General features: G+C 47.1%; 16 protein-coding genes and 1 tRNA gene. 16 read left to right on the top strand and 1 reads right to left on the bottom strand.

The annotated features are described in order from the left end of the window. Positions 1-239 precede the first annotated feature (239 nt). Together ilvC and WFI24_RS10755 are read left to right on the top strand one after the other, a co-directional pair. Positions 240-1,232, top strand: a complete 993-nt coding sequence (ilvC, locus tag WFI24_RS10750) for a ketol-acid reductoisomerase (protein ID WP_062833429.1) — start codon at positions 240-242, stop codon at positions 1,230-1,232. Positions 1,233-1,372: 140 nt separating this feature from the next. Next, a complete protein-coding gene (locus WFI24_RS10755) occupies positions 1,373-2,914 on the top strand; it encodes a 2-isopropylmalate synthase (protein WP_145319856.1) in 1,542 nt (513 codons plus the stop codon). A gap of 264 nt (positions 2,915-3,178) precedes the next feature. On the opposite strand, the gene WFI24_RS10760 is transcribed toward WFI24_RS10755, so the two are convergent. Continuing rightward, on the bottom strand, positions 3,179-4,159 hold the full coding sequence (locus WFI24_RS10760; protein WP_133384119.1) for an aldo/keto reductase: 981 nt from the start codon (positions 4,157-4,159) through the stop codon (positions 3,179-3,181). A gap of 233 nt (positions 4,160-4,392) precedes the next feature. On the opposite strand from WFI24_RS10760, the gene leuB reads away from it, so the two are divergent. The 14 genes from leuB to WFI24_RS10830 all read left to right on the top strand — a co-directional run bounded on the left by leuB (position 4,393) and on the right by WFI24_RS10830 (position 25,274). Then, entirely contained in the window at positions 4,393-5,478 is a 1,086-nt protein-coding gene (leuB, locus tag WFI24_RS10765) for a 3-isopropylmalate dehydrogenase (RefSeq protein ID WP_336760627.1), read from the top strand. A 277-nt stretch (positions 5,479-5,755) separates the two neighbouring features. Further along, entirely contained in the window at positions 5,756-6,295 is a 540-nt protein-coding gene (locus WFI24_RS10770; protein ID WP_036610146.1) for a peroxiredoxin, read from the top strand. A gap of 345 nt (positions 6,296-6,640) precedes the next feature. Further along, positions 6,641-7,057 (top strand): hypothetical protein, encoded by a 417-nt coding sequence (locus tag WFI24_RS10775; RefSeq protein WP_017689649.1) that lies wholly within the window; start codon positions 6,641-6,643, stop codon positions 7,055-7,057. 447 nt (positions 7,058-7,504) lie between these two features. Next, the gene (locus WFI24_RS10780; protein ID WP_336760633.1) at positions 7,505-8,611 is read left to right on the top strand and encodes an ATP-binding protein; all 1,107 of its coding nucleotides are present in this window, start codon (positions 7,505-7,507) and stop codon (positions 8,609-8,611) included. A 122-nt stretch (positions 8,612-8,733) separates the two neighbouring features. After that, positions 8,734-9,699, top strand: coding sequence for an AAA family ATPase (locus tag WFI24_RS10785; RefSeq protein WP_336760634.1), 966 nt, complete (start codon positions 8,734-8,736; stop codon positions 9,697-9,699). A gap of 4 nt (positions 9,700-9,703) precedes the next feature. Further along, positions 9,704-10,819, top strand: a complete 1,116-nt coding sequence (locus tag WFI24_RS10790; protein ID WP_336760636.1) for a DUF58 domain-containing protein — start codon at positions 9,704-9,706, stop codon at positions 10,817-10,819. Continuing rightward, positions 10,816-12,129, top strand: a complete 1,314-nt coding sequence (locus tag WFI24_RS10795) for a DUF4129 domain-containing protein (protein WP_336760638.1) — start codon at positions 10,816-10,818, stop codon at positions 12,127-12,129. Before WFI24_RS10790 ends, WFI24_RS10795 begins: the two co-directional genes overlap by 4 nt. 83 nt (positions 12,130-12,212) lie before the next feature. After that, complete coding sequence (locus WFI24_RS10800; protein ID WP_053780435.1) at positions 12,213-13,169, top strand: aldolase catalytic domain-containing protein; 957 nt, start codon at positions 12,213-12,215, stop codon at positions 13,167-13,169. Between the two features lie 289 nt (positions 13,170-13,458). Next, positions 13,459-15,585, top strand: a complete 2,127-nt coding sequence (locus tag WFI24_RS10805; protein WP_336760641.1) for a bifunctional diguanylate cyclase/phosphodiesterase — start codon at positions 13,459-13,461, stop codon at positions 15,583-15,585. 160 nt (positions 15,586-15,745) lie between these two features. Then, positions 15,746-15,816, top strand: a tRNA-Gly gene (locus WFI24_RS10810). Between the two features lie 516 nt (positions 15,817-16,332). Then, positions 16,333-18,225, top strand: a complete 1,893-nt coding sequence (gene abc-f / locus WFI24_RS10815; RefSeq protein WP_336760643.1) for a ribosomal protection-like ABC-F family protein — start codon at positions 16,333-16,335, stop codon at positions 18,223-18,225. Between the two features lie 631 nt (positions 18,226-18,856). Beyond that, positions 18,857-19,891, top strand: coding sequence for a phenylalanine--tRNA ligase subunit alpha (gene pheS, locus WFI24_RS10820; protein WP_017689641.1), 1,035 nt, complete (start codon positions 18,857-18,859; stop codon positions 19,889-19,891). Between the two features lie 82 nt (positions 19,892-19,973). Beyond that, a complete protein-coding gene (pheT, locus tag WFI24_RS10825; protein ID WP_336760645.1) occupies positions 19,974-22,427 on the top strand; it encodes a phenylalanine--tRNA ligase subunit beta in 2,454 nt (817 codons plus the stop codon). A gap of 138 nt (positions 22,428-22,565) precedes the next feature. Continuing rightward, the gene (locus WFI24_RS10830) at positions 22,566-25,274 is read left to right on the top strand and encodes a hypothetical protein (RefSeq protein ID WP_336760646.1); all 2,709 of its coding nucleotides are present in this window, start codon (positions 22,566-22,568) and stop codon (positions 25,272-25,274) included. The last annotated feature ends 66 nt before the right edge of the window (positions 25,275-25,340 follow it).

Genomic DNA, 25,340 nt, shown 5'->3' on the forward strand with positions numbered 1-25,340 from the left:
ACGGTTAGCTAACATATACAGTTGATCTTATGTGAGAGTGTCAGTCCCTTAACAGTTATAAGGTAACATTTTAGTGATGTAACGCTTGAAAAGATAGCCACACTCCCGCATTAATGGGCGGGTGTCTGAACGGATCGGATCAGACCAGAGACGCTTTCAATACTTTAAGCGAGCCGGTCCCTTGAGACACCCGCTCATTAATGAAGGGTTCTTTACAATACAAAGGAGGACTAATAAACATGCCAGTAACTACTTATTATGAACAGGACGCAGAGCTTAACGTATTGAAAGGAAAAACGATCGCGGTAATCGGTTATGGTAGCCAGGGCCACGCCCAAGCTCAAAACCTTCGTGATAGCGGATTGAACGTAGTCATCGGACTTCGTGAAGGTAAATCCTTCGACACTGCAAAAAATGACGGATTTGAAGTTCTGTCCCCGGCTGAAGCAACAAGCCGCGCAGATGTAGTTCAAATCTTGCTCCCTGACGAAACTCAAGCTTCTGTATACAAAAACGAAATCGAACCAAACCTGAAAGAAGGCGCTGCATTGCTCTTCTCACACGGTTTCAACGTTCATTTCGGTCAAATCGTTGCTCCAAAAAACAGCGATGTATTGCTGGTAGCTCCTAAATCCCCTGGTCACATGGTACGTCGTACTTATGTAGAAGGTTTTGGTGTACCGGGCCTGATCGCAATCGAGCAAGATGCAACAGGTAAAGCGAAAGAAATCGGTTTGGCTTATGCAAAAGGTATCGGTTGTACTCGCGCAGGGGTTATCGAAACTTCCTTCCGTGAAGAAACAGAAACAGATCTGTTCGGAGAGCAAGCTGTTCTGTGTGGTGGTGTAAGTGCTTTGGTAAAAGCTGGATTCGAAACATTGACAGAAGCAGGTTACGCTCCTGAAATGGCATACTTCGAATGTCTGCACGAACTGAAGCTGATCGTTGACATGATGTATGAAGGCGGACTTGCAAGTATGCGTGATTCCATCAGTAACACAGCTGAGTACGGTGACTATGTAACTGGACCTCGCGTTGTAACTGAAGATACGAAGAAAGCAATGAAAGAAGTCCTGACGGATATCCAACAAGGTAAATTCGCACGCGACTTCATTCTGGAGAACCAATCCGGACGTGCATTCTTGACAGCAACTCGTCGTAACGAAGCTGAACACCCAATCGAAGTGGTTGGCGGACAATTGCGTGAGATGATGCACTGGATCAAGAAGTAAGCATTAACTTTCAGAACATGCACTTATAAGGTATTCAAGTAAACTTAGAGCTTTAACTGGGAATAGCGGCCGTGCTTATGCGTGAGCCGCTATTGCTGGTTCAGAGAAACATAATATTACAAGTACAGGAGGTGCGAAGCGTGCGTAAAATCTATGTATTTGACACAACACTGCGTGATGGAGAGCAATCCCCGGGAGTCAATCTGAACACTCGTGAAAAGGTGGAAATTGCCCATCAGCTCGAGCGGCTTGGCATTGACCGGATGGAAGCTGGTTTCCCGGCGGCATCTCCAGGTGACCTGGCCGCTGTCAATGCAGTAGCAAAAGCGGTCAAAAATGTGACCGTAATTGGCTTGTCCCGTTCCAGAGAGCAAGACATTGATGCGGTTAAGGAAGCACTTAAAGGTGCACAGGACCCATGCATTCACGTTTTCCTGGCAACTTCGCCTATTCACCGCCAACATAAATTGCGTATGGATAAAGGGCAAGTCCTGGATACGGCTCGTTCCGCGATTCGTTATGCGAAGAAAACATTTTCAAAGATTGAATTCTCGCTGGAGGATGCAGGTCGTACGGAGTATGATTTCCTTGTGGAAATGGTGAATATGGCTGTCGAAGAGGGTGCGTCCGTCGTGAATATACCGGATACAGTCGGCTACCTGAGCCCATATGAATACGGAAACATTTTCAAACATCTCAAGGAGAATGTTCACGGTATTGAGAAGGTACAGCTAAGTGCCCACTGTCATAATGACCTGGGTATGGCGACAGCCAATACACTTGCAGCCATTCTGAACGGAGCCGATCAGATCGAAGGAACGATCAATGGCATCGGTGAACGTGCAGGCAACACGGCGATCGAGGAGATTGCTATGGCGCTGGAGACGCGTCAGGAATTTTTCCAGGCGAAGACATCGCTGCAGTTGTCTGAGATTGCACGGACCAGTCGTTTGGTTAGCCGTTTGACAGGTATGGTTGTGCCCGGCAACAAAGCCATTGTTGGAGCGAACGCATTTGCACATGAGTCCGGAATTCACCAAGATGGTATGCTGAAGGAAAAAACAACGTACGAAATCATGACTCCAGAGTCCATCGGTTTGAAGGAAAGTAAGCTCGTATTGGGTAAACATTCCGGTCGTCATGCCTTCCGTGAGCGTTTGATTGATCTGGGATATGAGCTGGAAGAAGAAGCGTTAAATCGTGCTTTTGCCCAGTTCAAAGATCTGGCTGATAAGAAGAAAGAAGTGACTGATGAAGATCTGCTCGCGGTCATTGAAGAGAAATTGCAGGATGCACCTGAGGTGTATAAACTGGAATCGATCTTTGTTACGTACGGGGATGAATCGGTACCAACAGCCAAAGTCCGCATTGCGACGCTTGACGGGGATACGGTTGAGAAGCAAGCAGAGGGTAATGGATCGGTAGATGCAATCTACAATGCGATTGACCAGGTGAGTGGGGAAGAGGTAACGTTGTCTGACTATTCCATCAAATCGGTAACGCATGGTAAGGATGCATTGGGTGAGGTACATGTTGTGCTGACTCAAAATCAGGTTTCGGTACAAGGACGTGGCGTAAGCACGGATATACTGGGTGCAAGTGCACGTGCCTATGTGGACGGTCTGAATCAATTGATTGAGAAACGCAAAACATACACGAATCGTGTAAATGTGAATCTGTAGGTCTCCGTGCAGTAAGCACGAACTCTTAATTAAACTAGGAGTTGGAGCTCAAGGAACTTATTTAAGTCATTAGAATGATCTGTCTTTATCTGAATTGATATAGAAGTTCGTTTGGCTTTCATTGCTCCGTTCAGTGAGGTACGTAAAGAGTCTGACTCTCTTGTGAGGGTCAGACTCTTTTGCCTTTTATTTATGTGATTATGACAGTAAAACACAGTGCAAGTTGCACGCTTAACTCTCGAATTGGCTTACGCTATCAAGCTTTTACCACGCATAAGCATTAGGTGCATGTCCACCTGGACCCGGGAAAATCTCATCCAGACGTTTGAGCACAGCTTCATCCAACGTCACATCAAGACATTTGAGTGCGGTTTCAAACTGCTCCAGTGTACGCGGTCCGATAATCGGGGCAGTTACTGCCGGGTTGGCAGCAACCCAGGCCAAAGCCACCGTATCCTGTGGTTCACCGAGATCACGACAGAGTGCCGCAAAGTCTTCGAGTTGAGTTTGCTGTTGCTCGATCCGCCCAGCGATGCCTCCGCTGCGTGTTCCTTCCAGCTTCTGAAGCGCATTACGTCCCAGTAACCCACCATCCAATGGACTCCATGGAATGACACCTAGGCCCAGTTCTTTGGCAGCAGGCAGCACTTCCAGTTCAGGTAAACGACAGTTCAGACTATATTTATGTTGTTCGGAAACCAGGCCGAGGAAATGGCGATTCTTGGCTTCGCTTTGTGCAATTGCAATCTGCCATGCAGCAAAGTTGCTTGACCCTACATAACCGATTTTACCCTGGTGAACGGCATTCTCGAATGCGCCCCACAGCTCGTTCCACGATATGGCAGGGTCCACATGGTGCATCTGGTACAGCTCGATATGATCCGTCTGCAAGCGGCGGAGGGAACCTTCGAGATGACGTCTGATTTTGTATGCAGAGAGGCCGGCTTCGTTGTTGGGGCCGTCTGTATCATCATGCATGGAGCCATAGACTTTGGTGGCCAGAACTACTTTTTCACGTCTGCCACCGCCCTGATTGAACCAGCGTCCGATAATTTCTTCGGTAAGACCGGAATTCTCACCCCAGCCGTAGATGTTAGCGGTATCAAAAAAGTTCACGCCTGCATCGAGTGCTGCGTCCATAATGCGGAAAGCCTCTTTCTCATCTGTAGCAGGCCCGAAATTCATGGTACCGAGACAGATTCGGCTGACCTTGAGGCCTGATTTACCCAAATACGAATATTGCATGTTACTTATCCCTCCTGCGTACCTGATTTGAATTCAGCTATATTTTACCCCACCGGGAGGGTCAGGAACAACTTGTGCAGGCTAATCTCTATTAGCTTATAGGTAAAATCTATTAATGTCATAGATTGTATATCTTGGTCAAATGACCTTGGAATATGATACAAAAGAGAGAGTTAATATGAGACGTTACTTTATGAATAAATAATGAATGAAATATAAGGAGTGGACAACCCATGGCAGACGTGAAAAAAATTGCAGTTATTGCAGGTGACGGAATCGGTCCTGAAGTCGTAGCGGAGGCTGAGAAAGTTCTTAAACGTACGGAGGAAGTATTCGGTTATCGTTTTGAGACAGAGCATGCGCTGTTCGGCGGAATCGCGATCGATGAGAAGGGTACACCTCTTCCTGAAGAAACGCTGACGGTATGTAAAAGTGCAGATGCGGTCCTGCTTGGAGCGGTTGGCGGTCCAAAATGGGATAACAACAGCAAGGAGCTTCGTCCGGAAACGGGCCTGCTGGGTATTCGTAAAGCACTCGGATTGTTCTCCAACCTTCGTCCAGCTGTCGTATTTGATTGCCTGAAGGATGCTTCAACTTTGAAGCCTGAAGTCCTTGAAGGTACAGATCTGATGGTGGTACGTGAGCTGACAGGTGGTATCTACTTCGGAGAGAAGTTCAGACGTGAAAGTGCACAGGGCGAAGAGGCAGTAGATACATGCGCATATAATGTTACAGAAGTGGAGCGGATCGTTCGTCAGGCATTCGAAATTGCGCAAGGACGTCGCAAAAAGCTGGCTTCTGTAGACAAAGCCAACGTATTGGAAACATCCCGTCTCTGGCGCGAAGTTGTAAACCGGGTAGCACCGGATTATCCGGATGTTGAACTGGAGCATGTGCTTGTAGACAACTGCGCGATGCAATTGTTGCGTCGTCCATCCAGCTTCGATGTCATCGTAACAGAAAACATGTTTGGGGATATCTTGAGTGATGAAGCAGCGATGCTGACGGGTTCCATCGGTATGCTCGCATCTGCATCACTGGGAGAGGGCAGCTTCGGACTCTATGAGCCGGTACACGGTTCTGCACCGGATATCGCAGGTCAAGGCTTGGCCAATCCAATTGCAACAATTCTCTCGCTGGCGCTGATGTTCCGCACAACCTTTGGTTATACAGAAGGTGCAGATGCCATTGAGGCAGCTGTGTCTGATGTGTTGAACGCAGGACACCGCACGAGTGATATTGCTGTAGACAAGACCACAGCGATCAGCACAACTGAAATGGGCGATTTGATCGTCGCTGCTATTCAAAAACAGGCGTAATTATATTACCAACAACATGGCAGCCCTTTGTTTCCAATTATGGAATGTACAGAGGGCTGTTCCTTTGTAAATTTGGCACGAAAAATCCTTATTTATAATGATTATAAAAAAATAATGTTTATAATCTTGACTTTGGGAAGTCCGGATGATAACATTTTACTTGTACTTGTTATCAAGTATCAAATCATTTTAATTACAGGAAAAGCGTTCGCGTTTTTCTTGATGATGAGCAATCCGTATGGATGCTTACATAATCCCAAAGGAGGAATTTTTAGTTATGGCAGAACGTTTGGTAGGTAGACCAGCACCGGATTTCGCAATGGAAACAGTATCGGGAGACGGACAAGATTTTGGTTCCGTTAAACTGTCCGATTATCGTGGCAAATGGCTCGTATTCTTCTTTTATCCTTTGGACTTCACATTTGTGTGCCCAACTGAAATTACAGCTTTGAGCGTTGCTTCTGAGCAATTCAAAGCTTTGGATACTGAAATCCTTGGCGTAAGTGTAGACTCCGTACACAGCCACAAAGCATGGATCAACACACCTGTAGACAGCAATGGTCTGGGTCAATTGAACTTCCCACTGGCTTCCGATATCACGAAGCAAGTGGCTAAAGATTACGGCGTTCTGATCGAAGAAGAAGGCGTAGCATTGCGCGGTCTGTTCATCATCGATCCAGAAGGCGAACTGAAATATCAAGTGGTTAACCACAACGATGTAGGCCGTAGTGTTGAAGAAACACTTCGTGTACTGCAAGCACTGCAATCCGGCGGATTGTGTGCAATGAACTGGAAACCAGGCGACACTAACCTGTAAGCCAAGTCAACTTGAACGGTTATTGTTCAAGCCCTCATCCCGTTAGGGATTGAGGGCTTTTTGCACCCTTTTGCCGGAAGTTAATCAAAAGTGTTTGAACAAGCAGCTAAACGTGTTAATGATGTAATAGAAGAAAGTCTTCTTTTTATCTGTTGAAAGAGGAATTGATGGCCTTCAAGGCGAATAGGGTATGGAAACCCGGTAAATATTCCGGTGCTCTGCATTTATAATCTGTACATGAATGTGATACACTGATGGAACTATTCCTTTTCGGAAGTGCTGGAAGTGTACGGGATTGAATGTTTAACAAAAAAGTCCCGGCACGAATAAGGAGGGTGAACAAAAATGAGTTACTGTTGTGGGGCAAGTATGGTTGGAACGAAGGGCACGCTGAAGCATTACCGCACCCAGGTTCATAATGTTCCCCTGCTGTTTTGCCCGGTATGTCATCGGGTTGAGGTGCATTATAAAGTGGAAAATGAATATGAAATTCTCGCTGAATATGCGCATGGAGACGGTGCATCCGAGATCGATTTTCAGGATTATGTAACAGAAGACGAGGATGCTATCTTCGAAAACTGTGTAAACCGTGAGAGTGAGGATGCCATGGTCATTGTGCAGCGTCAGATTGATATGGCTCTGGATTTGCTCAGGCTCGCAAAAGAAACAAAAGACGAGAAGTGGGAAAGTGAACTTAAACGTCGATTAGCTGTGATGAGTCAGCGCAGACTGAAAATTCAGCATAATAAGACCGGACTATAGATGACCTCGGATATATCATAAAGTAAAGATAATAAAAATGAAGCTGAATTACCTGTTGGGTGAATCGGCTTCGTTTTTGTGCTTTCTTTCGAAACTAATTCGAGGTTTTTTTAAAAATAATTTCCATTCGACACTTTCTCCGATTGACTCCCTTCTATAAACTTGGCTATGATAAAAACAGACTTGCAAAAGAGGCGGAGCAAAAAAAGTTCGTGTTTGGGAATAGGAGAAGGTCACAATGGAACAAACGTATATGATTTTCCGGATCAACTGTTGGTTACCGGGAATAGACCAGCTTGAGTTCCGGACATGCCATCCATATTTTCGGCTCAGCCCCCCAACGAAAGGGCACCGGTAATGAACAATAAAATCGGCCCTTCCTGTTTCTGTGATGATATGATGTCCGAATGGCAAGTTTATCATTTACGTGAAAAGGAGGAACCTGACATGATTAGTGAATTTCAGGATACAGTGCCTCAACCAACGGATGGATTCCCGCCTGTGCATCTGGATAACAACAAGTATGAGAATGTACTGGAGCATCTAGATAGCGGTATTATGTTGTTTGACAGTCACGGTGTATTGACGTTTATTAACGTTCAGATGGCAAAGTTGTTGGAGCTTCCCAGAAGTTTGCTCAGCGGCTGCACCCTGATGCAAATGCTGCGTCATCCACAGATGAGCCGATTCAAGAAAAAGAAAATTTTACGTATCTATCGGGAAACCATCTTCCACCGTAAGCGCTATCATGAGTTAATTGATGAATATGGGAGGCATTGGCTGGTTACGGTGACGTACGGCGATCAGATGGACGGGGACTTCTTGTTTAGTGTCAAGGATGTATCTGATTATAAACAGATTGAGCAGACCGCTTATCAAAATGACAAACTTGCGATGCTGGGGCGCATTTCAGCATCTATTGCTCATGAAATTCGTAATCCGTTGACAGCAATCCGCGGGTTTATTCAATTGCTGCGGCCTCATCTACTGCAACTTGGCAAAGATGAGTACGCTCGCATCATACTGACGGAGATTGATCGAGCGAATGACATCATCTACGAATTTTTGAATTCTTCCAAACCGTCAGCACCACAGAAGACGGTCATGTCCGTTGACTCTTTGCTCAAAGAAGTGGTCTTGCTGACAGAGAGCGAGGGGTTGATGAAGGGATGCGAGATCACGCTGGATGAAGGGGATGCCCCGCTGAATGTGTCCATTGATGTCAAACAGATTAAGCAGGTTATTTTGAATATGGTGAAAAATGCGATGGATGCTATTGAAGAAGTTGGCGAAGAGCATACCGGTCTGATTCGAATATCAACTTCCACGGAAAACAAGTTCGTGGAGATCTCCATCGCCGATAATGGTCATGGGATGGACCATAACACGCTTGTGCGTCTGTTTGATCCATTCTTTACGACCAAGGAGAGTGGAACGGGGCTCGGACTCTCGGTGAGTTATCGCATTATCAAGAACCACGGTGGTACCATCTCGGTAGATAGCAAAAAAAGCGAAGGTACACGGTTTAAGATTATGTTACCCTTGGTTTTTTGAGAATAATGATGATTAAAGGAGTCGGCAAATGGCCGATTCCTTTGTTTTTTGTTGGCAATAAGGGTTATAGTTAGTAATGAATGCGAATACATAAGCACCATTAACGGAAGGATGGGAATGCGATGGATATCCAAGGAATGGAACAAATGAATCAACAATTGATGAATCATGTGGGAAAAGTCATTGTGGGGAAAGAGCATACCATAGAGCTGGTCATGACAGCGATCATAGCGTCAGGACATGTCCTGCTGGAGGATGTGCCAGGTACCGGAAAAACGATGCTTGCCAAATCGGTAGCCTCTTCATTGGACTGTACATTCCAGCGTATACAGTTTACACCGGACTTGCTTCCATCTGATTTGACAGGTATTCATTTCTTTAATCAAAAAGATGGAGATTTTGAATTCCGACCTGGCCCATTGTTCGCCAATCTTGTACTGGCCGATGAGATTAACCGGGCTACGCCGCGTACGCAATCAAGCTTGCTGGAGTGCATGGAAGAGCGTCAGATCAGTATCGATGGTTCAACGCGACAGCTGGAACGGCCATTTATCGTCATAGCCACTCAGAATCCCATAGATAACCAGGGAACTTTTCCGCTTCCTGAGGCACAGATGGATCGCTTTATGATGAAGATTCGTATGGGCTATCCAAGCAGCGAAGAGAGTGTAGAAATTCTGAGACGCACGGTGGCAAGTCGCTCTGTTGACGATTTGTCGGCGGTGATCAGCCGTGAAGAACTTTTGAAGGCACAGGATACGTATAAAACAGTGCAAATCAATGAAGATTTGCTACGATATATCATTCAGTTAACCGAAGCGACAAGGAAACATCCGGAGCTCTCGCTTGGCGTAAGTCCACGAGGGGCTCAGGCATTACTCAAGGCAAGTCAGGCTTGGGCCGCACTGCATGGCAGAGACTTTGTTTTGCCGGATGATATTAAAGTTCTGGCGGAACCTGTGCTGGCCCACCGACTTGTATTCCGTAACCGGGTCAGACAACAAGAAGGCTTGGCGGAGCGTATCATTCAGGAGCTTCTGAATCAGATAGAAGTACCCACAGAGAACCTCGCTACAAGCGGGCGCTAGTCTTATGGCATTATTATGGCTTGTCCTTGTTGGAGGCATTGTCGTTGGCATACACGGTGTATGGTTCGGACGACCTGCACTACGAAAGCTCAAGTACAGCAGACAATTCAGCAAGCTGCGTTGTTACGCTGGAGATGAACTTGAGATGGTGGAGACAATATCAAATGAAAAACGAGTCTCCGTTCCGTGGCTCAGACTTGAATCGATGATGCCTGTGTCGTTTGTATTTCGTTCCGGCTCGGGTATGGATATTAGCCAAGGCGAAATTTATCAGAATCATAAGAGCATTTTCACACTGAAACCTTTTACTCGTATTACACGCAAGCATCCGTTCGTATGTACTCAGCGTGGGATCTACCCACTCAATACAGCAAGTATGACAGGTGGAGATCTCTTTGGCATATGGCGCTCCACCAAACCGATTCCTTTGCACATGTCCATGGTCGTGTATCCTTCATTAATGAATACAGAGGATCTTCCGGCGATCTATCAAGTGTGGCAGGGGGAAGTGGAAGTATCACGATGGATCGTCGAAGATCCGTTCCTCATTCTGGGAGTTCGACCCTATGGTTCAGGCGACCCCATGAATCGCATTCACTGGAAGGCGAGCGCACGTACGGGTGAATTACAAGTCTACAAGCAAGGATGGACAGCAGATCCGCAATCCTGGATTGTAGTCAACATTCAGGAGTCAGCAGATATGTGGAGTGTGGTTACTCGTCCGGAAAAGATTGAACGGGCACTTCGTTACGCCGCCACGGCTGCAGTGGATGCCATCGGAAGAGGGCTACCTGCAGGTTTCGCCCATAATGGTTATCATGTGGGTGGAGGTCGGGATGCACTTCGAATTGAGCCGGATTATGGTACACCTCATCTGGAGAGGCTGCTGGAGGCTATGGCAGAGACAGAGTTGAAATGTATGGTGCCGATGGAGCAATTCCTGAATGATGAAGTACGTCTGAATGAAGAAGCGCAGCAAATCCGCAGCTATCTGTTGATTACATCCTATGTATCTGCCGCTATGGAGCATGAGATTGCACGTCTGCACGAACAAGGACATCGCGTGACGATTCTGCCCGTACAGGACATGAAGGGCGATACGAAGGCGGTGAGTGCATGAGGGACAGACATACAGCAACGATCAAGGCGCTCATAGCGATGTTGGCTGTCATGATGGCGGGCATATACCTTTTTCCGATATTTACGCTCGCTTCATTCTACGCAATGGAACATTTGCCGTACACATTATTCATCCTGGTTGTTCTCACGGGTTGGTTGGGGCAATTCATTCAGTATAAAATTCCGGGTTATCGCGAGAAAAGTACATTCATTCGTGGAGTAACAGCACTCGTCATAGGCCTTCTCTTCGCACTCTTTATCGGGATGATTCTTATTCTCCCGTTGCCGGATATCATCACACTGGCACTGTGCGGAGTCATCTCAGCTTATGCAGGCCTGACCTTTGAGCCAGCCTTTCATTCTGTTTTGTTATGGCGTTTGCAGATTATGGGGATAATCAGTGCGATCGTGCTTATGGTTGCTTCGAGCCAATTTGCATTCATGCAGCCATTGCAAGACTACACGATATGGATCTATATTGCTGGAGTGATCAGCTTTGCCTTCTGGCTGCTTGGACGATATATGCTACAACTGGACCGGGCAATACTCAATGACGGCAAGCGAAAATTAGTACTGCGCGATTTTGCGCGTGCGAATCATCAGCGGTTCATGTGGATGTTTATTGTCATCGTCGCCATCGGTGCTTTCCCAAGTTTGGCTGCGTGGTTGAGACCGCTACGCGACCGTTTGCTCGCATGGATCAGGGGATGGTTTGGCCCGATTTCCAGCGAGGAGCCACGACTACCCATGGACGACCCCAATCAGCCGTTAAATATACCGCAGGAATGGAGAGAGCCACCTTCCGAGCCCTCGGTCTTTTGGAACATTCTCGGATGGGTAGTGATGTGTGCTGTAGCAGGAGCAATCCTGTGGCTGCTTCTCAGGTTGGGGAAAAAGGCGATAAACAGACTTATGGATCGATTCAAGGGAATATTGCAACCCGGTGAAATGAAGCTAGAACCACGGACGGAATATATGGATGTCAGTGAGACACTTGAGGCGCCGGCAAAAATCCGAAAACCTTGGTTTCGGAAGAAAGAAGCGCCACCAGTACAGGATGCAGAACGTATCCGATATTACTATCGGACATGGATGGACAGGGCTGCTCACCGAGGCGTGGGAATACAGGCGACGCAGACTCCGCTGGAGGCTGCACAAACCATTATTCAGAATGGTGTGAAGCCGGAAGAAGATGAGCTGTCCAAGAGACTGCCAGATACGTATAATACCATTCGTTACGGAGAGAAAGCTCCTGATGGGGACGATATGGTTGAGATTGATCGAATCTGGAAATCTTATCGAAGTAAATAAGCCCGGAATCCCTTTACTTTTCTTGTCACGTTCAAGTATCATGAGAGGAATACACAAGTTGGTCAGAAAAGGAGCAGACATTAATGAAGACAAATCATTGCAAAATAGTAGATTGTACGATCCGTGATGGCGGATTGGTGAATAATTGGGACTTTAGCGTGGACTTTGTTCAACAGCTGTATGCTGGATTGAATGAAGCTGGCGTTGATTATATGGAAATTGGATATAAAAACTCTCCGAAATTGCTTAAAGGTGCCGAGGAAGCAGGACCATGGCGTTTCCTGAACGATGATTTCCTGCGTAAAGTTATTCCTCAAAAGGGCAATACCAAACTGTCTGCACTGGTTGACGTAGGACGGGTGGACGAGAATGATATCTTGCCTCGCAGTGAGAGCATGCTGGATCTGATCCGGGTTGCCTGCTACAGCAAAGATGTAGACAAGGCACTTGCACTGGTTCAAACATTCCATGATCGTGGATATGAAACAACATTGAATATTATGGCCCTCTCCAATGTTATGGAGAATGAGTTGCTGGAAGCATTTGAATTGATCAAAGAAAGCGCTGTGGATGTTGTCTACATTGTAGATTCCTACGGTAGCCTGGACCATAATGATGTGAAATACCTGGTAGAGAAGTTCAAGACCCACTTGCCTAACAAGCGTCTTGGCGTTCACACACATAACAACATGCAGCTCGCGTTCTCCAACACATTGGTTGCGGCAGAACTCGGAGTCGAACTGCTTGATGCTTCTGTATATGGTATGGGACGTGCGGCAGGTAACTGCCCAACGGAATTGCTCGTAGCTCATCTGAAAGGTACGAAATACAATCTGCGCCCAGTACTCGGTGTATTGGAACAGTTAATGGTACCCCTCAGAGAAAAAGAAGAATGGGGCTACATTCTTCCATACATGATTACAGGTACATTGGACGAGCATCCACGTTCGGCCATGGCGCTTCGTTCATCGGAAGACAAGGACAAGGTTGTTGATTTCTATGATAAATTAACAACACCTGAAGTGAATTTCGATAAGTAATATAGTCTTAAATACAGTTGTAAACTAGGAAAACATGGACTCCACCTGGAGGTCCATGTTTTTTTAGTTCTTAATGCCTTGTTTTTCTCCAATTTTATGAATAAATATTCCTAGGAGTAACTATTTTTTAGTTCACGTATACAGAATTAAATGTTATTATGTACCAGATAGCATGTGTGTGCATGTGAATTGAACGTTGGTAAATATGTTTTTGTCGAATTGTGTAGCAGGCTTGGCAAGTTTGGTTAATGTAATTCAGGATAGGTGATCCCGGGAAGGAAAACACGGCATGAAGGTTAATCTGCAAGATCAGAGAAAAATTGGTTGGGTCGCTGTATGCGGCATATTGTGTTTCCTCGCAAGTCAATGGTTTCGTTCTTCTTCAAGCTCTGATCTGATCATATCGGGTTACCCTGTTTTGACACTCTTGGGTGGATTCGCTGCGGCGGCGGCTTGTATCGGGATTTATAATCAAAGCTGGTTGTTTCGGACACAGAAGCTGACCCTTCGAAGAGTGTTATTAACAACACTCTTTTTATTGATTGGTCTATTTGAGCTGGTTCATATCGTGTCATTTGCAGAAGAGATTCCCAACGGGGCAATGATGGAATCAGAATTCTCCTTGATGATGTCAACGATGGGATCTTTGGTATGTTCAGTAGGTTTGCTGCTCGTGTATACCTTAAATGAGAAGGAAATTGCATTACCACGCAAATTTTTACTGTTCAGTGGGACATTGGGTACCTTTGTTATTTTATACATACTGGCTATTCAGGAATGGAGCATGTTGCCGAACATGCTTGAGGGTGAAGTTCTCGGTGGAATTTTCACCCGGGTTCATTTTATGGTCGGATTACTGTATGGCCTTATTGCCGTTATTTTGTTTGTCCAGTGGAAAAAAAACAAAGATGGTGACTTGCCATCCATTCTATGCGGCATCCTGTGTTTCTTCTTTGGGGAATGTTATTTTGTTTTCGCAACAGGGGTGAACGATCTCAATCTACTATTGGGATTGCTCAGTAACTGTATGGCCTATTTCTTCATCCAAAAAGGGCTGTATACGTCCGTAGTGGATACGCCGTTCCTGCAACAGCAGGTTGCCGAAGCCAAGATGAACTATATTGCTCATCATGATGATGTGACGGGGCTTCCAAACCGTCGTCGCCTTTCACAGCGGTTAAAAATGATGATGGATGATGCCGTGGTGCAGGAACAGCTTGTTGGTGTGCTGGTCCTGAATATTAATCGGTTCAAGACGATCAATGATTCGCTCGGACAGCAAGCGGCCAACCGGGTTCTGCGTCAGGTAGGTCAACGCCTGAAACATTCATCACTTCCAGGGGAAGAAGTATTCGGCTTGGGAAGAGATGAATTTGCATTAACGATGACAGATTTCAGTACAACGGATACAGCGTTACGGCGCACAAGATCCATACTGCAACTTTTTGAGAAACCGGTCCTGGTTGACGGTAATGAGTATCATCTTACACTTGGAATCGGTATGGCGATTTTCCCACACGATGGTGAGTCACCACAAGAGATTATTCAGAATGCCGATACAGCGCTACATAATGCCAAAGAACAGGGCATGGAATTAAATCGTTATGCCCATGCGATGCAGATGAAAGCTCAGGAGCGTTTGCAGCTTGAGAACGATCTGCGCAAGGCGTTGGATCGAGGTCAGTTCTACCTGGTCTATCAGCCGCAGGTAAATCTGCAAAGTGGGCTGATTGTCGGCATGGAAGCACTCGTACGCTGGCAGCACCCGCAACGGGGCTCGGTGTCTCCAGCGGAATTCATTCCCTTGGCAGAAGAGAGTGGGCTGATTGTGCCGCTTGGCGAATGGGTGCTTCGTGAAGCTTGTGCCCAGAACAAACTATGGCAGGAAGCCGGTTATCGTAAACTGTGTGTATCGGTGAATCTGTCCATGAGACAGTTCAGGCATTCTCATCTATTGGACAATATCAATGGCATTCTCAAGGAGACAGGGCTTGAGCCTGTATGGCTAGAACTGGAGATCACGGAGAGTATGACATTTGATAAAGATCGGGCATTCGAGCAGTTGCGTAAAATTAAAGAAATTGGTGTGCATATCAGTATTGATGATTTTGGAACGGGATACAGCTCGTTGCATTATCTGAAGGACCTGCCGATTGATCGGCTCAAGATTGACCGTTCATTCGTTAATGAAGTCATGGAGGACAGCAATAACGCTGCGATTGTATCCACCATTACTTCAATGGCGCATCATTTACATCTGAAAGTGACAGCGGAGGGTGTGGAGAACGAAGAACAGATGGTCTTTCTTCGCAATCAACATTGTCATGAGGCTCAGGGGTATTTTTTCAGCAAACCGATTGAGGCCGCAGATTTTGAAAAGCAGTTCTTAAGAGATGTGGATAAACCCACAGGTTAGCGAACAGCAGGGGCGCGTGAGTACTCCTGCTTTTTTGTGTGGATGCATAATGAAAAAAATGGTAAATATGACTTGCATGCTATGGAGGTTCATGGTATATTATTATTTGTAAAATCAATGTTAACTTCCTAATGGGGCTTAACTACGAATCGTCATTCATGCGGGTGTAGTTCAATGGTAGAACTTTAGCCTTCCAAGCTAATAGCGTGGGTTCGATTCCCATCACCCGCTTCATTAAGCAGTACCAAAGCCCTTGCGATGCAGGGGCTTTTTCTTTTGCCCTAAAAGAATCTGGGTGTAATAGCGATCAGCATGTTGTTCTGTCATTGGAGTGACGAGTAGTAAGTATTCTTTAGTTTAATTTATATAACCTTTGCTTTTTTACAATGATCTGGTACAATAACGGAGAAATTGATACTACACATGAATGAGAGGTAACCATACGTCCCATGAAGTAAAACACATGAATTGAACCCCAGTTAACTGCAGACGGTTTTATAACGCAGTCAGCCAGAGCGGCTGAGCAATGAGGGGATTCGTGTGTCCAAATTCAGCTATGGGATAAGGTGTGGAACCAGTAAGCCTTTGAGGTTTACGTGTACCCTGTATTTTGGGTTTCTTTGTTCATGCCGTAGCTTACCTTAGATCTGTCTTTGAATGCTTGATCCAACCCTGAATTGCCAAACCGCCGGCTGATGCCAGCGGTTTTTTTGTTCAGCAAAAAGGATGCAGGAAGGATGAGGTCTCATGATGACATTGGTACGCTTACATGAAGTATCAAAAGAGTGGAACGGTATTGAATTGTTTACAGGATTGAATTTGGAGATTAATGAGGGCGAACGACTCGCCATTTTGGGTCGCAACGGATGCGGCAAGACAACATTGTTACGCATCATTTTGGGTGAGGAGCATGGTGGTGGACGGATTGAACGTCATATTCCTCAGCAGGAATGGGGGTTCATGCGCCAGCGCTCGGAGATTGAGACCGGGATGAATGTACTGGATGCGGTCCGGCGTGAGAGCGGTCAGATCTATGAAGTGAAACGGAACTTGGAAGAACTGGAACAACGGTTGAGCATGAGCACTGAAGCGGATGAAGAGCTGCTTGCAGCTTATACACAAGTGATGGAGCAATACGAACAGTTGAACGGTTATATGTGGGAGACTGAGGTAGAGAAAGTACTGACCCGCCTTGGATTATCCGCAGAGCATTGGAATAGACCCTATCATTCCTTGAGTGGTGGACAAAAAACAAAGACTCGTTTGGCGGGGCTGCTTGTCAGCAAACCAAAGTTCCTGATTCTGGATGAACCGACGAATCATCTGGATGAGGGAAGCATGCGTTGGCTGGAAGAGTGGTTATCCTCATATGAAGGTACGCTGTTATTTGTATCACATGATCGTACATTTATTGATCAGGTAGCAACAGGAGTCATTGAGTTCAGTCCAGATACCCTGACCAAATACAAGGGCGGATACTCCGACTACAAGATCCACAAAGAGCGTGAATTACGTGAACAGGAAACGATCTACCGCAGGCAGGAATTGGAGCGTAAGGCGCTGGAAGAAACGATTCGAAATTATCAGGAGTGGTTCCATAAAGCGCATAATTCAGCGACTGATGTGGAGGTGAAGATCACCCAGAGCTTTTACAAAGCCAAAGCTAATAAAAATATTTCACGTTACCATGCGAAACAAAAACAGCTGGAGCGTTTGGAGCGGGAACGGGTGGATAAACCTCGTGAAGCCGCCAAGTTGAACATGGAATTACAGATGAATCCACTGGCTGCACGCCAGCTGCTTGCGCTGGAAGAGGTGAGTTTTTCATATACGGGAGACAAACCATTGCTGCGCGATCTTCGGATTGCTGTGGAACGCGGCGATCGGCTTGCTGTACGAGGTCCTAATGGAACGGGCAAGACAACACTGCTGAAGTTGATGATTGGTGAACTGGAACCTTCCCAAGGCAAGGTCACACGGCATCCACAGCTGAAAATCGGTTACTTTTCACAGGAGCTGGAAGGGCTTCCCGAAAATCTGACGCTGCTGGACAGCTTGCTTACCCTTCCATCCATGACACAAAGTGCGGCACGTACCATTCTGGGATGTTTCCTATTTTCCAGAGATGATGTGTTCAAGCACATTGGGGATTTGAGCATGGGGGAAAAGTGCAGAGTGGCATTTCTGAGACTGTACTTTGGCGGAGCAAATCTGCTGGTGCTGGACGAACCGACGAACTATCTGGACATCGATACCCAGGAAGTCATGGAAAATGTATTAAAGCAGGCTTCAGGTGCTTTGGTACTTGTATCCCATGACCGGATGCTGACGAAGTCACTTGCGAATCGATTATGCGATCTGGAGGCTGGTGGCACAGCAACTCTGTTTGAAGGAGGTGTGTCGGATTGGGAGCAGTCCACCAAACTTCGGGAGGTGGCGCTGGAGACCCGGGAATCCGATGACGAGCGGTTACGATTGGAGATGCGACTATCGGAGTTGCTGTCTCCTGTGAGCACTGCTGGAAAAGACAGTCTGACACAGCCCGAGCATTCGAATGAGCGAGCAGTCGAGGCAGTTGAGATTCGTGAAATCCAGCAGCGCCTGAAACAATTGAAAGATAAGGGTGCAAGCATTAATTAGAACATGGACGGCTTGCTATTTCGATCTATTTTGCATATAATTATGAACGATCATCGATGATTACATCGATATAGGTAAGTGTTCAAAAAGATCGGTTTTCAGTACCAAGAAGATGGGATGAAGATAGAAATGGAGTAGCGGAGCTTAGGAAAACTACGTGAGCAACTACAATGTTTCCGAAGGAAACATACTTCGTAAGCATCTGCTTATTCGGCTGAATTCCATATTCGACACTGATCATGCCGCTAGGCATCATTCGTAATCAAAAGCGGACTTTTTGACAACCTCTAGAGGTTTAACTTAAAAGCAAACGTGATGATGGAGATAAGTAAGCAGTGCCTCTGGACAGGGAGGAAGCGCCGTAGATTGAGAGCGTTTCTGTAGAACAAGGCTGCCGAAATTCACTCCGAAGCGGTTCCCTGAACCTGTTTGTGTGCAGACACAGAGGCAACAGTAGGGGCAAACGGTTAACGGTCGTTATTCCGTACAAAGTGAGACAGAACCAGTTGCAGCCAGAAGGCCACGCAGCAATGGACGTCTAACAAGGGTGGTACCACGGTCTTTTCGTCCCTTCAGGGGAGAGAAGGCCTTTTTTTGTTGCAAAAACACCACAAAAAGGGGGCAATTACACATGAAAGAACGTTTAGAGGCATTGAAGATCGAAGCGCTGGAGCAGTTGTCTGGTGTGAATGATCCGCAGACGCTCGGTGATCTGCGTGTAAAGTATTTGGGGAAAAAGGGTGCATTAACTGAGATTTTGCGTGGTATGGGTGCACTTAGTGCGGAGGAACGTCCAGTTATTGGTCAAGTAGCCAATGATGTTCGGGCTGCCATTGAGGAAGTTATCGACAGCAAGCAGGACCAGTTCCAGAAGGAAGAGACGGCGAAGCGTCTGCAATCCGAGAAAATTGATGTAACCCTGCCAGGACGTCGTGGGCGTCAAGGCGGACTGCATCCGCTGACCAAAGTGGTACAGGAGATCGAAGATATTTTTATCGGTATGGGATACCGCGTTGCGGAAGGTCCTGAAGTCGAAATGGATTATTACAACTTTGAAGCATTGAATCTGCCAAAGAATCACCCGGCGCGCGATATGCAGGACTCCTTCTACGTTACAGAAGACTTGTTGATGCGTACCCACACATCTCCGGTTCAAGTACGTACCATGCAGAGCATGAAGGGCGAAGTACCTGTCAAAGTCATCTGCCCAGGTAAAGTATACCGCCGTGATGACGACGATGCGACGCACTCTTTCCAATTCAATCAGGTTGAAGGATTGGTCATTAGCGAAAACATTCGTATGAGCGATCTGAAAGGAACCCTGCTGCAATTCGTGCGCGAAATGTTCGGTTCCCACACAGAAATTCGTCTGCGTCCAAGCTTCTTCCCGTTCACAGAGCCAAGTGCGGAAGTGGATGTAACTTGTGTACAATGTGGCGGCAGTGGCTGTCGCGTATGTAAGCAAACAGGCTGGCTTGAAATTTTGGGCGGCGGTATGGTTCACCCGAAAGTACTGGAGATGGGTGGATACGATCCGGAGAAATACAGTGGTTTTGCATTTGGAATGGGCGTAGAACGTATCGCGATGCTGAAATATGGTGTTGATGACATCCGTCACTTCTACAACAGTGATCTGACCTTCCTGAAGCAATTCGGACGGCTGTAACTTTACAATAAATAGATCTGCATTCATAGAGCAAGCGTTAGGAACGGCAACACCAATTTATAGATGAAGGAAGTGAACGTCCATGAGAGTATCGACAGATTGGCTGTCTGATTATATTTCCCTTGAAGGTGTGACGCCACAGGAATTGGCGGAGAAAATCACCCGTGCGGGTGTCGAAATTGATGTAGTGGAGAACCGCAACAAGGGCGTGAATAAAGTTGTTGTAGGTTATGTGAAGAGCAAGGAGAAACACCCCGATGCAGACAAACTGAATGTATGTGTCATTGATGCTGGCCAGGAAGAAGATCTGCAGATCGTGTGTGGTGCAAAAAATGTGGATGCAGGCCAAAAAGTAGTCGTAGCCCTGGTTGGAGCGAAGCTCCCTGGTGGATTGGATATCAAAAAAGCCAAACTGCGCGGTGTTGTCTCCCTTGGCATGATCTGTTCCGCCAAAGAGCTGGGCATGAACGATAAATTGTTGCCCAAAGATCAGCAGGAAGGTATTCTCGTTCTGCCAGAACAAACAGAGGTTGGCACGCCAATTAGTCAGGTTCTTGGTCTTGACGATCATGTGCTTGAACTGGACCTGACACCGAACCGTTCCGACTGTCTCAGCATGCGTGGTGCGGCTTATGAAGTGGGTGCCATTCTGGGTCGTGAAGTGAAGCTGCCAAGTCCCAAAGACCAACTGGTTGAAATTGGTGATGCAGCCGCGAATCATATCTCTGTAGAGATTAAGGCACAGGAGCAATGCAGTCACTATGCAGCTCGTTATGTAACTGGCATTAAACTGGGTGCTTCTCCGCTGTGGATGCAAAACCGTCTCATGGCTGCGGGTGTTCGCCCAATCAATAACATCGTTGATATCACGAACTATGTCATGCTGGAATACGGTCAACCGTTACATGCATTCGATGCGGATAAGCTGGAAAAGGGCCATATTGAAGTGCGGATGGCTAAAGAAGGCGAAACGATTGTTACACTGGATGGACAGGAGCGCAAGCTGGAGCCGCACATGTTGCTCATCACGGACGGCGTGAAACCTGTAGCCATTGCTGGGGTTATGGGTGGCGAGAATTCCGAGGTATCGGAAGGCACGGTGAATCTGTTGCTGGAGTCCGCCAAGTTCGACGGCGGAACCGTTCGGAAAACGTCGCGCCAACTGGGGCTGCGTTCCGAAGCAAGCATGCGTTTTGAGAAGGAAGTAGATCCGGGTGCAGTCATTACAGCTTTGGATCGTGCGGCTGAACTAATTCAGCGTTATGCTGAAGGTGAAGTGCATCAGGGAATCGTGGAAGCTGGAGCAGAAGCTGCGGAGAAACGTGTGATTCAATTGTCGCTGGACAGACTGAATCGTTATCTGGGAACCGATCTGTCTTTGCTTGAGGTAAAAACCATCTTCGCTCGTTTGCACTTTGCATGTGGTGATGCTGATCAAGGATTGCTGGATGTGGAAGTGCCAACACGCAGAGGGGATATTACGCTTGATGTAGACTTGTTTGAAGAGATTGCACGCCTGTACGGATATGACAACATTCCGACCACATGGATTGAAGGACCGACGACACCGGGAGCATATACACGCTCTCAAGCGATGCGTCGCACGATTCGTGGATTGCTCTCAGGCAGTGGCTGGCAGGAAATGATCAGTTACTCCTTTGTACACCCGGATAAAGCGACATTGTTCCCGGCATTGACACAAGGCAGTAAAGCTGTGAAACTCGCGATGCCTATGAGTGAGGACCGCAGTGTGCTTCGTACGAGTATTTTGCCGCAAATGCTGGATGCAGCGGTGTATAACATGAACCGTAAACAGGATTCACTGGCTGTATTTGAAGTGGGCAATGTGTTCTTCACTGAAGAAGACCAGTTGACCAAGCAACCACATGAGATTCCGGTACTGGGCTTGTTGCTCACTGGGAATCGTGCAACCCAGCAGTGGAATGTTGGAGCGGAGAAAGTGGACTTCTTCGATCTGAAAGGTGCGCTTGAGCATCTGTTCGCCTATGTGGGTCTGGAACAACGCATTCGCTTGGTAGCGAACAGCCCTGAAGGATTCCATCCGGGACGTTCCGCATCGGTTTATCTCGAAGGGAAGGATGGCGGGGAAGGTAGATTGATTGGTACGCTGGGTCAATTACATCCGGAACTGCAACAACAGTATGATCTGAATGATGTATACATCGCAGAGATTGCGCTCGAATCAATCTACAGTGAAGCGGACGCTGATATTCGTTATCGTGAACTTCCGCGTTTCCCGGCCATGGAACGTGATATCGCGGTTGTTGTGAATGAGGATATCGAAGCAGGAGATATGCTGCGCGCCATTCGTGAATCTGCAGGTGAATTGTTACAAACCGTACAGGTATTCGATGTGTTTACTGGGAGCAAACTGGGTGAAAACAAGAAGAGCGTGGCGATGGCACTGGTGTACCGGAATCGTGAACGTACACTGACTGATGAGGAAGTTACTGAAGTTCACGCCCGTGTAGTAGCTCGTCTGGAAGAGCAATTTGGAGCGGAATTGCGTAAATAGGACAGAAGAAGATTTTTTGAACAAAGATTAGCAGGAATTGTTTGAAGTCACATCGAATCCTTAGCATTAGAGGATCGATGTGACTTTTTTGTGATTACAGCTTAGAATCAACATACAGACTTGAAGGAGGGCACAACTGTGACTACACCTGATCGTACACGCGTCACCGTAGAGATCTACGGGACTTCCTATAAACTGGTTGGCAGCAGTGCCGACTATATGAAACAAGTAGCTAACCTGGTAGATGAGCGTATGAGCGCGATCTCCAAGCAAAATTCCCGTCTGGATACTCCGCGTATTGCGGTACTGGCGGCTGTACATATGGCTGAACAGTCTCTTCAGACTCATGAAATCCGGAATGAACTGAAGATGCTTACTGGAGAACGTACAGAACTGAGAAACGAATTGAATCGGTTAAACGCCATACAAAATGAACATCAACAAGAATTGGAACGTCGTGATCAGTCTCTTGCTGAATTGCAGAAGCTAAAGCTCGAAGCAGAGCAGGCGTTGCAAAAGTCCGAAACGGACAAAAATTCAGAGATAGCCAAGTTGAATAAGCTGCTGGAGCAAGAACGCGCTCAAGCAACGGAGCGAGTGCAGAAATTGCAGGCCCAAGCGACGGCCCAACTGAAGGAAGCAGAAGCTAAGGGAACGAAACAGCTGAAGGAAATGGAAGAGAACGTGACTAACCAACTTAAAAATGCACAGGCACAGGCTGCTTCCCAGCTCAAAGAAGCTCAGAACCGTTCTGCAGCTGAATTGCAGCAGGCGCAGGCCAAAGCTGCGGCGCAATATAAAGAGTTGCAGGACAAGACTGCAGCTCAATTGAAAGAAGCCGAAAGCCGTGCCGTTGCAGAACGTCAACAGATTGAAGCCAAGGCTGCGCAACAGGTTCAGACAGCCAAGGAAGAAGCCGAGTCGGCCATTTTGTCCGAGTTGGAGCAGGCAGAGAGCAATCTGAAGAAAGCTCAGGAAGAAGCGGCACTGCGATATCATGAACTTCAGCAACAGATGGAACTTCGTCTTCAACAGGCTGAAGAAAAAGCGCTGAAACAGACACAAGAGCTCATGGATCAGGCGAATCAGGAACGGGCTGACTTGCAGGAACAAGCGGAGCAGAAGCGCCTCACTGAGATAAATCAGTTGAATGCGGAGTTCAAGGCGTTATCCGAGCAGTTGGAACTCGAATGGATGGAGAAAGAAGCAGCCCTCGAGGAACAATTGCAGCAAGCCAAGGAAGCAGCAGCATCCCAGGCAACAGAAGCCGCAACGGCTGCAGAGGCCATACTGCAAGAAGAACGGGGCAAGCTTAAGCAGCAACTTGAGGAACAACGTAAACAGGCGGAGACTCGACTATTAGATGTCGAAGAGCAATTGGAAGAAGTGATGACCCAGCTCATCAGTGCACAGGATGTGGTTGCGGAGCAAGAACAGCAGCTTCAGCACGAGCGTGATCAATTGGAAACGTTGCGTCATGAATATGAGGGTCGTAAACAGGAGCAGGAAGTTCAGGCTCGTCGAATCACGGAACTGGAGCAGCAACTGGAACAGTTGAAAGAGGATCGTTCCCAGTTACAGGAGCTTCTCCGTGAAACGGAGCAGGCTGCTCAGCAATCTCGTGATGCACAGCAACAATGGAAGCAGAAGTATAATGAAACTGTTGATAGAGAAGCCTCTCTCACAGCCCAGCTACGCAAACTTCAGGAGCAACACGCACAGCTTGAACAGGAAGCCCAAAAGCTTCGTGAGGCTGAAGTGAAGTCGGAAGAGGAACAGCGTAGGCTGCATAAGGTGCTTGAACAGGCTCATGCTGCGGTGCGTACATTACAGCATGAGATCAGCACACTCACGGAACGTGAGCAGTCCTGGAAAGACCTTGCAGAGCAGCGATTGGCTGAGATCGGTGACCTGGAGAATCAGATTCTCGAAGTTGCTGAACAAAATGAAACGCTGGAGTCTGGTGTGCAATCTCTTCATGATGAATTGTCCGTGGTGAAGGAAGAATCTCGTTTCAATCATGAGGAGGCTGTGCATTATCAGAAGGATGCAGAGCTTTTGGAAGGGAAGTGCAAACAGCTTGAAGTTGAGCTAAATGGGGTCCGGGAAGAGCTGAACCGACTTCAGGATAACTATAAACAAATCCGTAATGATTACAGTGATGCACTACAACGGGAAGAGAATTACAGTTCCAAGCTGGATGAATTGAGTAAGGAGAAACAAGAGATTGTAAGTGCGCTTGAAGAAGCAAAACAGTCTTCAGCGAAACTGTCCGAGCGCTACTCGGAGCAAGAGAGCCGGCTAGCCCAGACCGAAGAAGAAGCGTTGGAGTGGCAGATCAAACACGAAGAGTTGTCAGTCAAACAGGCCGAGTTGTCATCCCGCCTAGAGCAGTTGACGAGACGTGAAGAAGAACTCCGCTCAAGCGTTGAACAAGCAGAGCAGAACGACCAGGTGTGGCAACGCCGTGCAGAAGAATGGGCGGCTCAGGAACAATCCTGGCAGGAACGCTGGGCTGCGCTTGAGAATGAACTGACGGTATGGAAGAGAGAAAGTGCGGCAAGTAGCGAGTTGCTGGAGGGACTGGAGCAAGAACGACAGCAGCTGGACCAGTTACGGGCAGAAGCGACCCAGGAGAAACAGATCATGGAAAATGAACTGCTAGAGATGGGGGAGCGTTACGAACTAGCGGCCAATCAATTACGTTTGTTACAGGTTGAACGCGAAATGGAGCAGGAAAAGGCAGAGCAGCTGAATACGGAATATCGTCAGTTGCATGATGAATATACGAAATTGCAGACGGAATATAACGAATGGATTGAATTGATTGAACAGGACCAGACCTAGCGGATTGATTGTAGCAGAACTGGCTCGTGTGCAACGCACTCTGGTACAATTTGTTATACTAAAGAA

Origin of the sequence: Paenibacillus sp. USHLN196 (assembly GCF_037144955.1) — a bacterium.
Classification (GTDB): domain Bacteria; phylum Bacillota; class Bacilli; order Paenibacillales; family Paenibacillaceae; genus Paenibacillus; species Paenibacillus xylanexedens_C.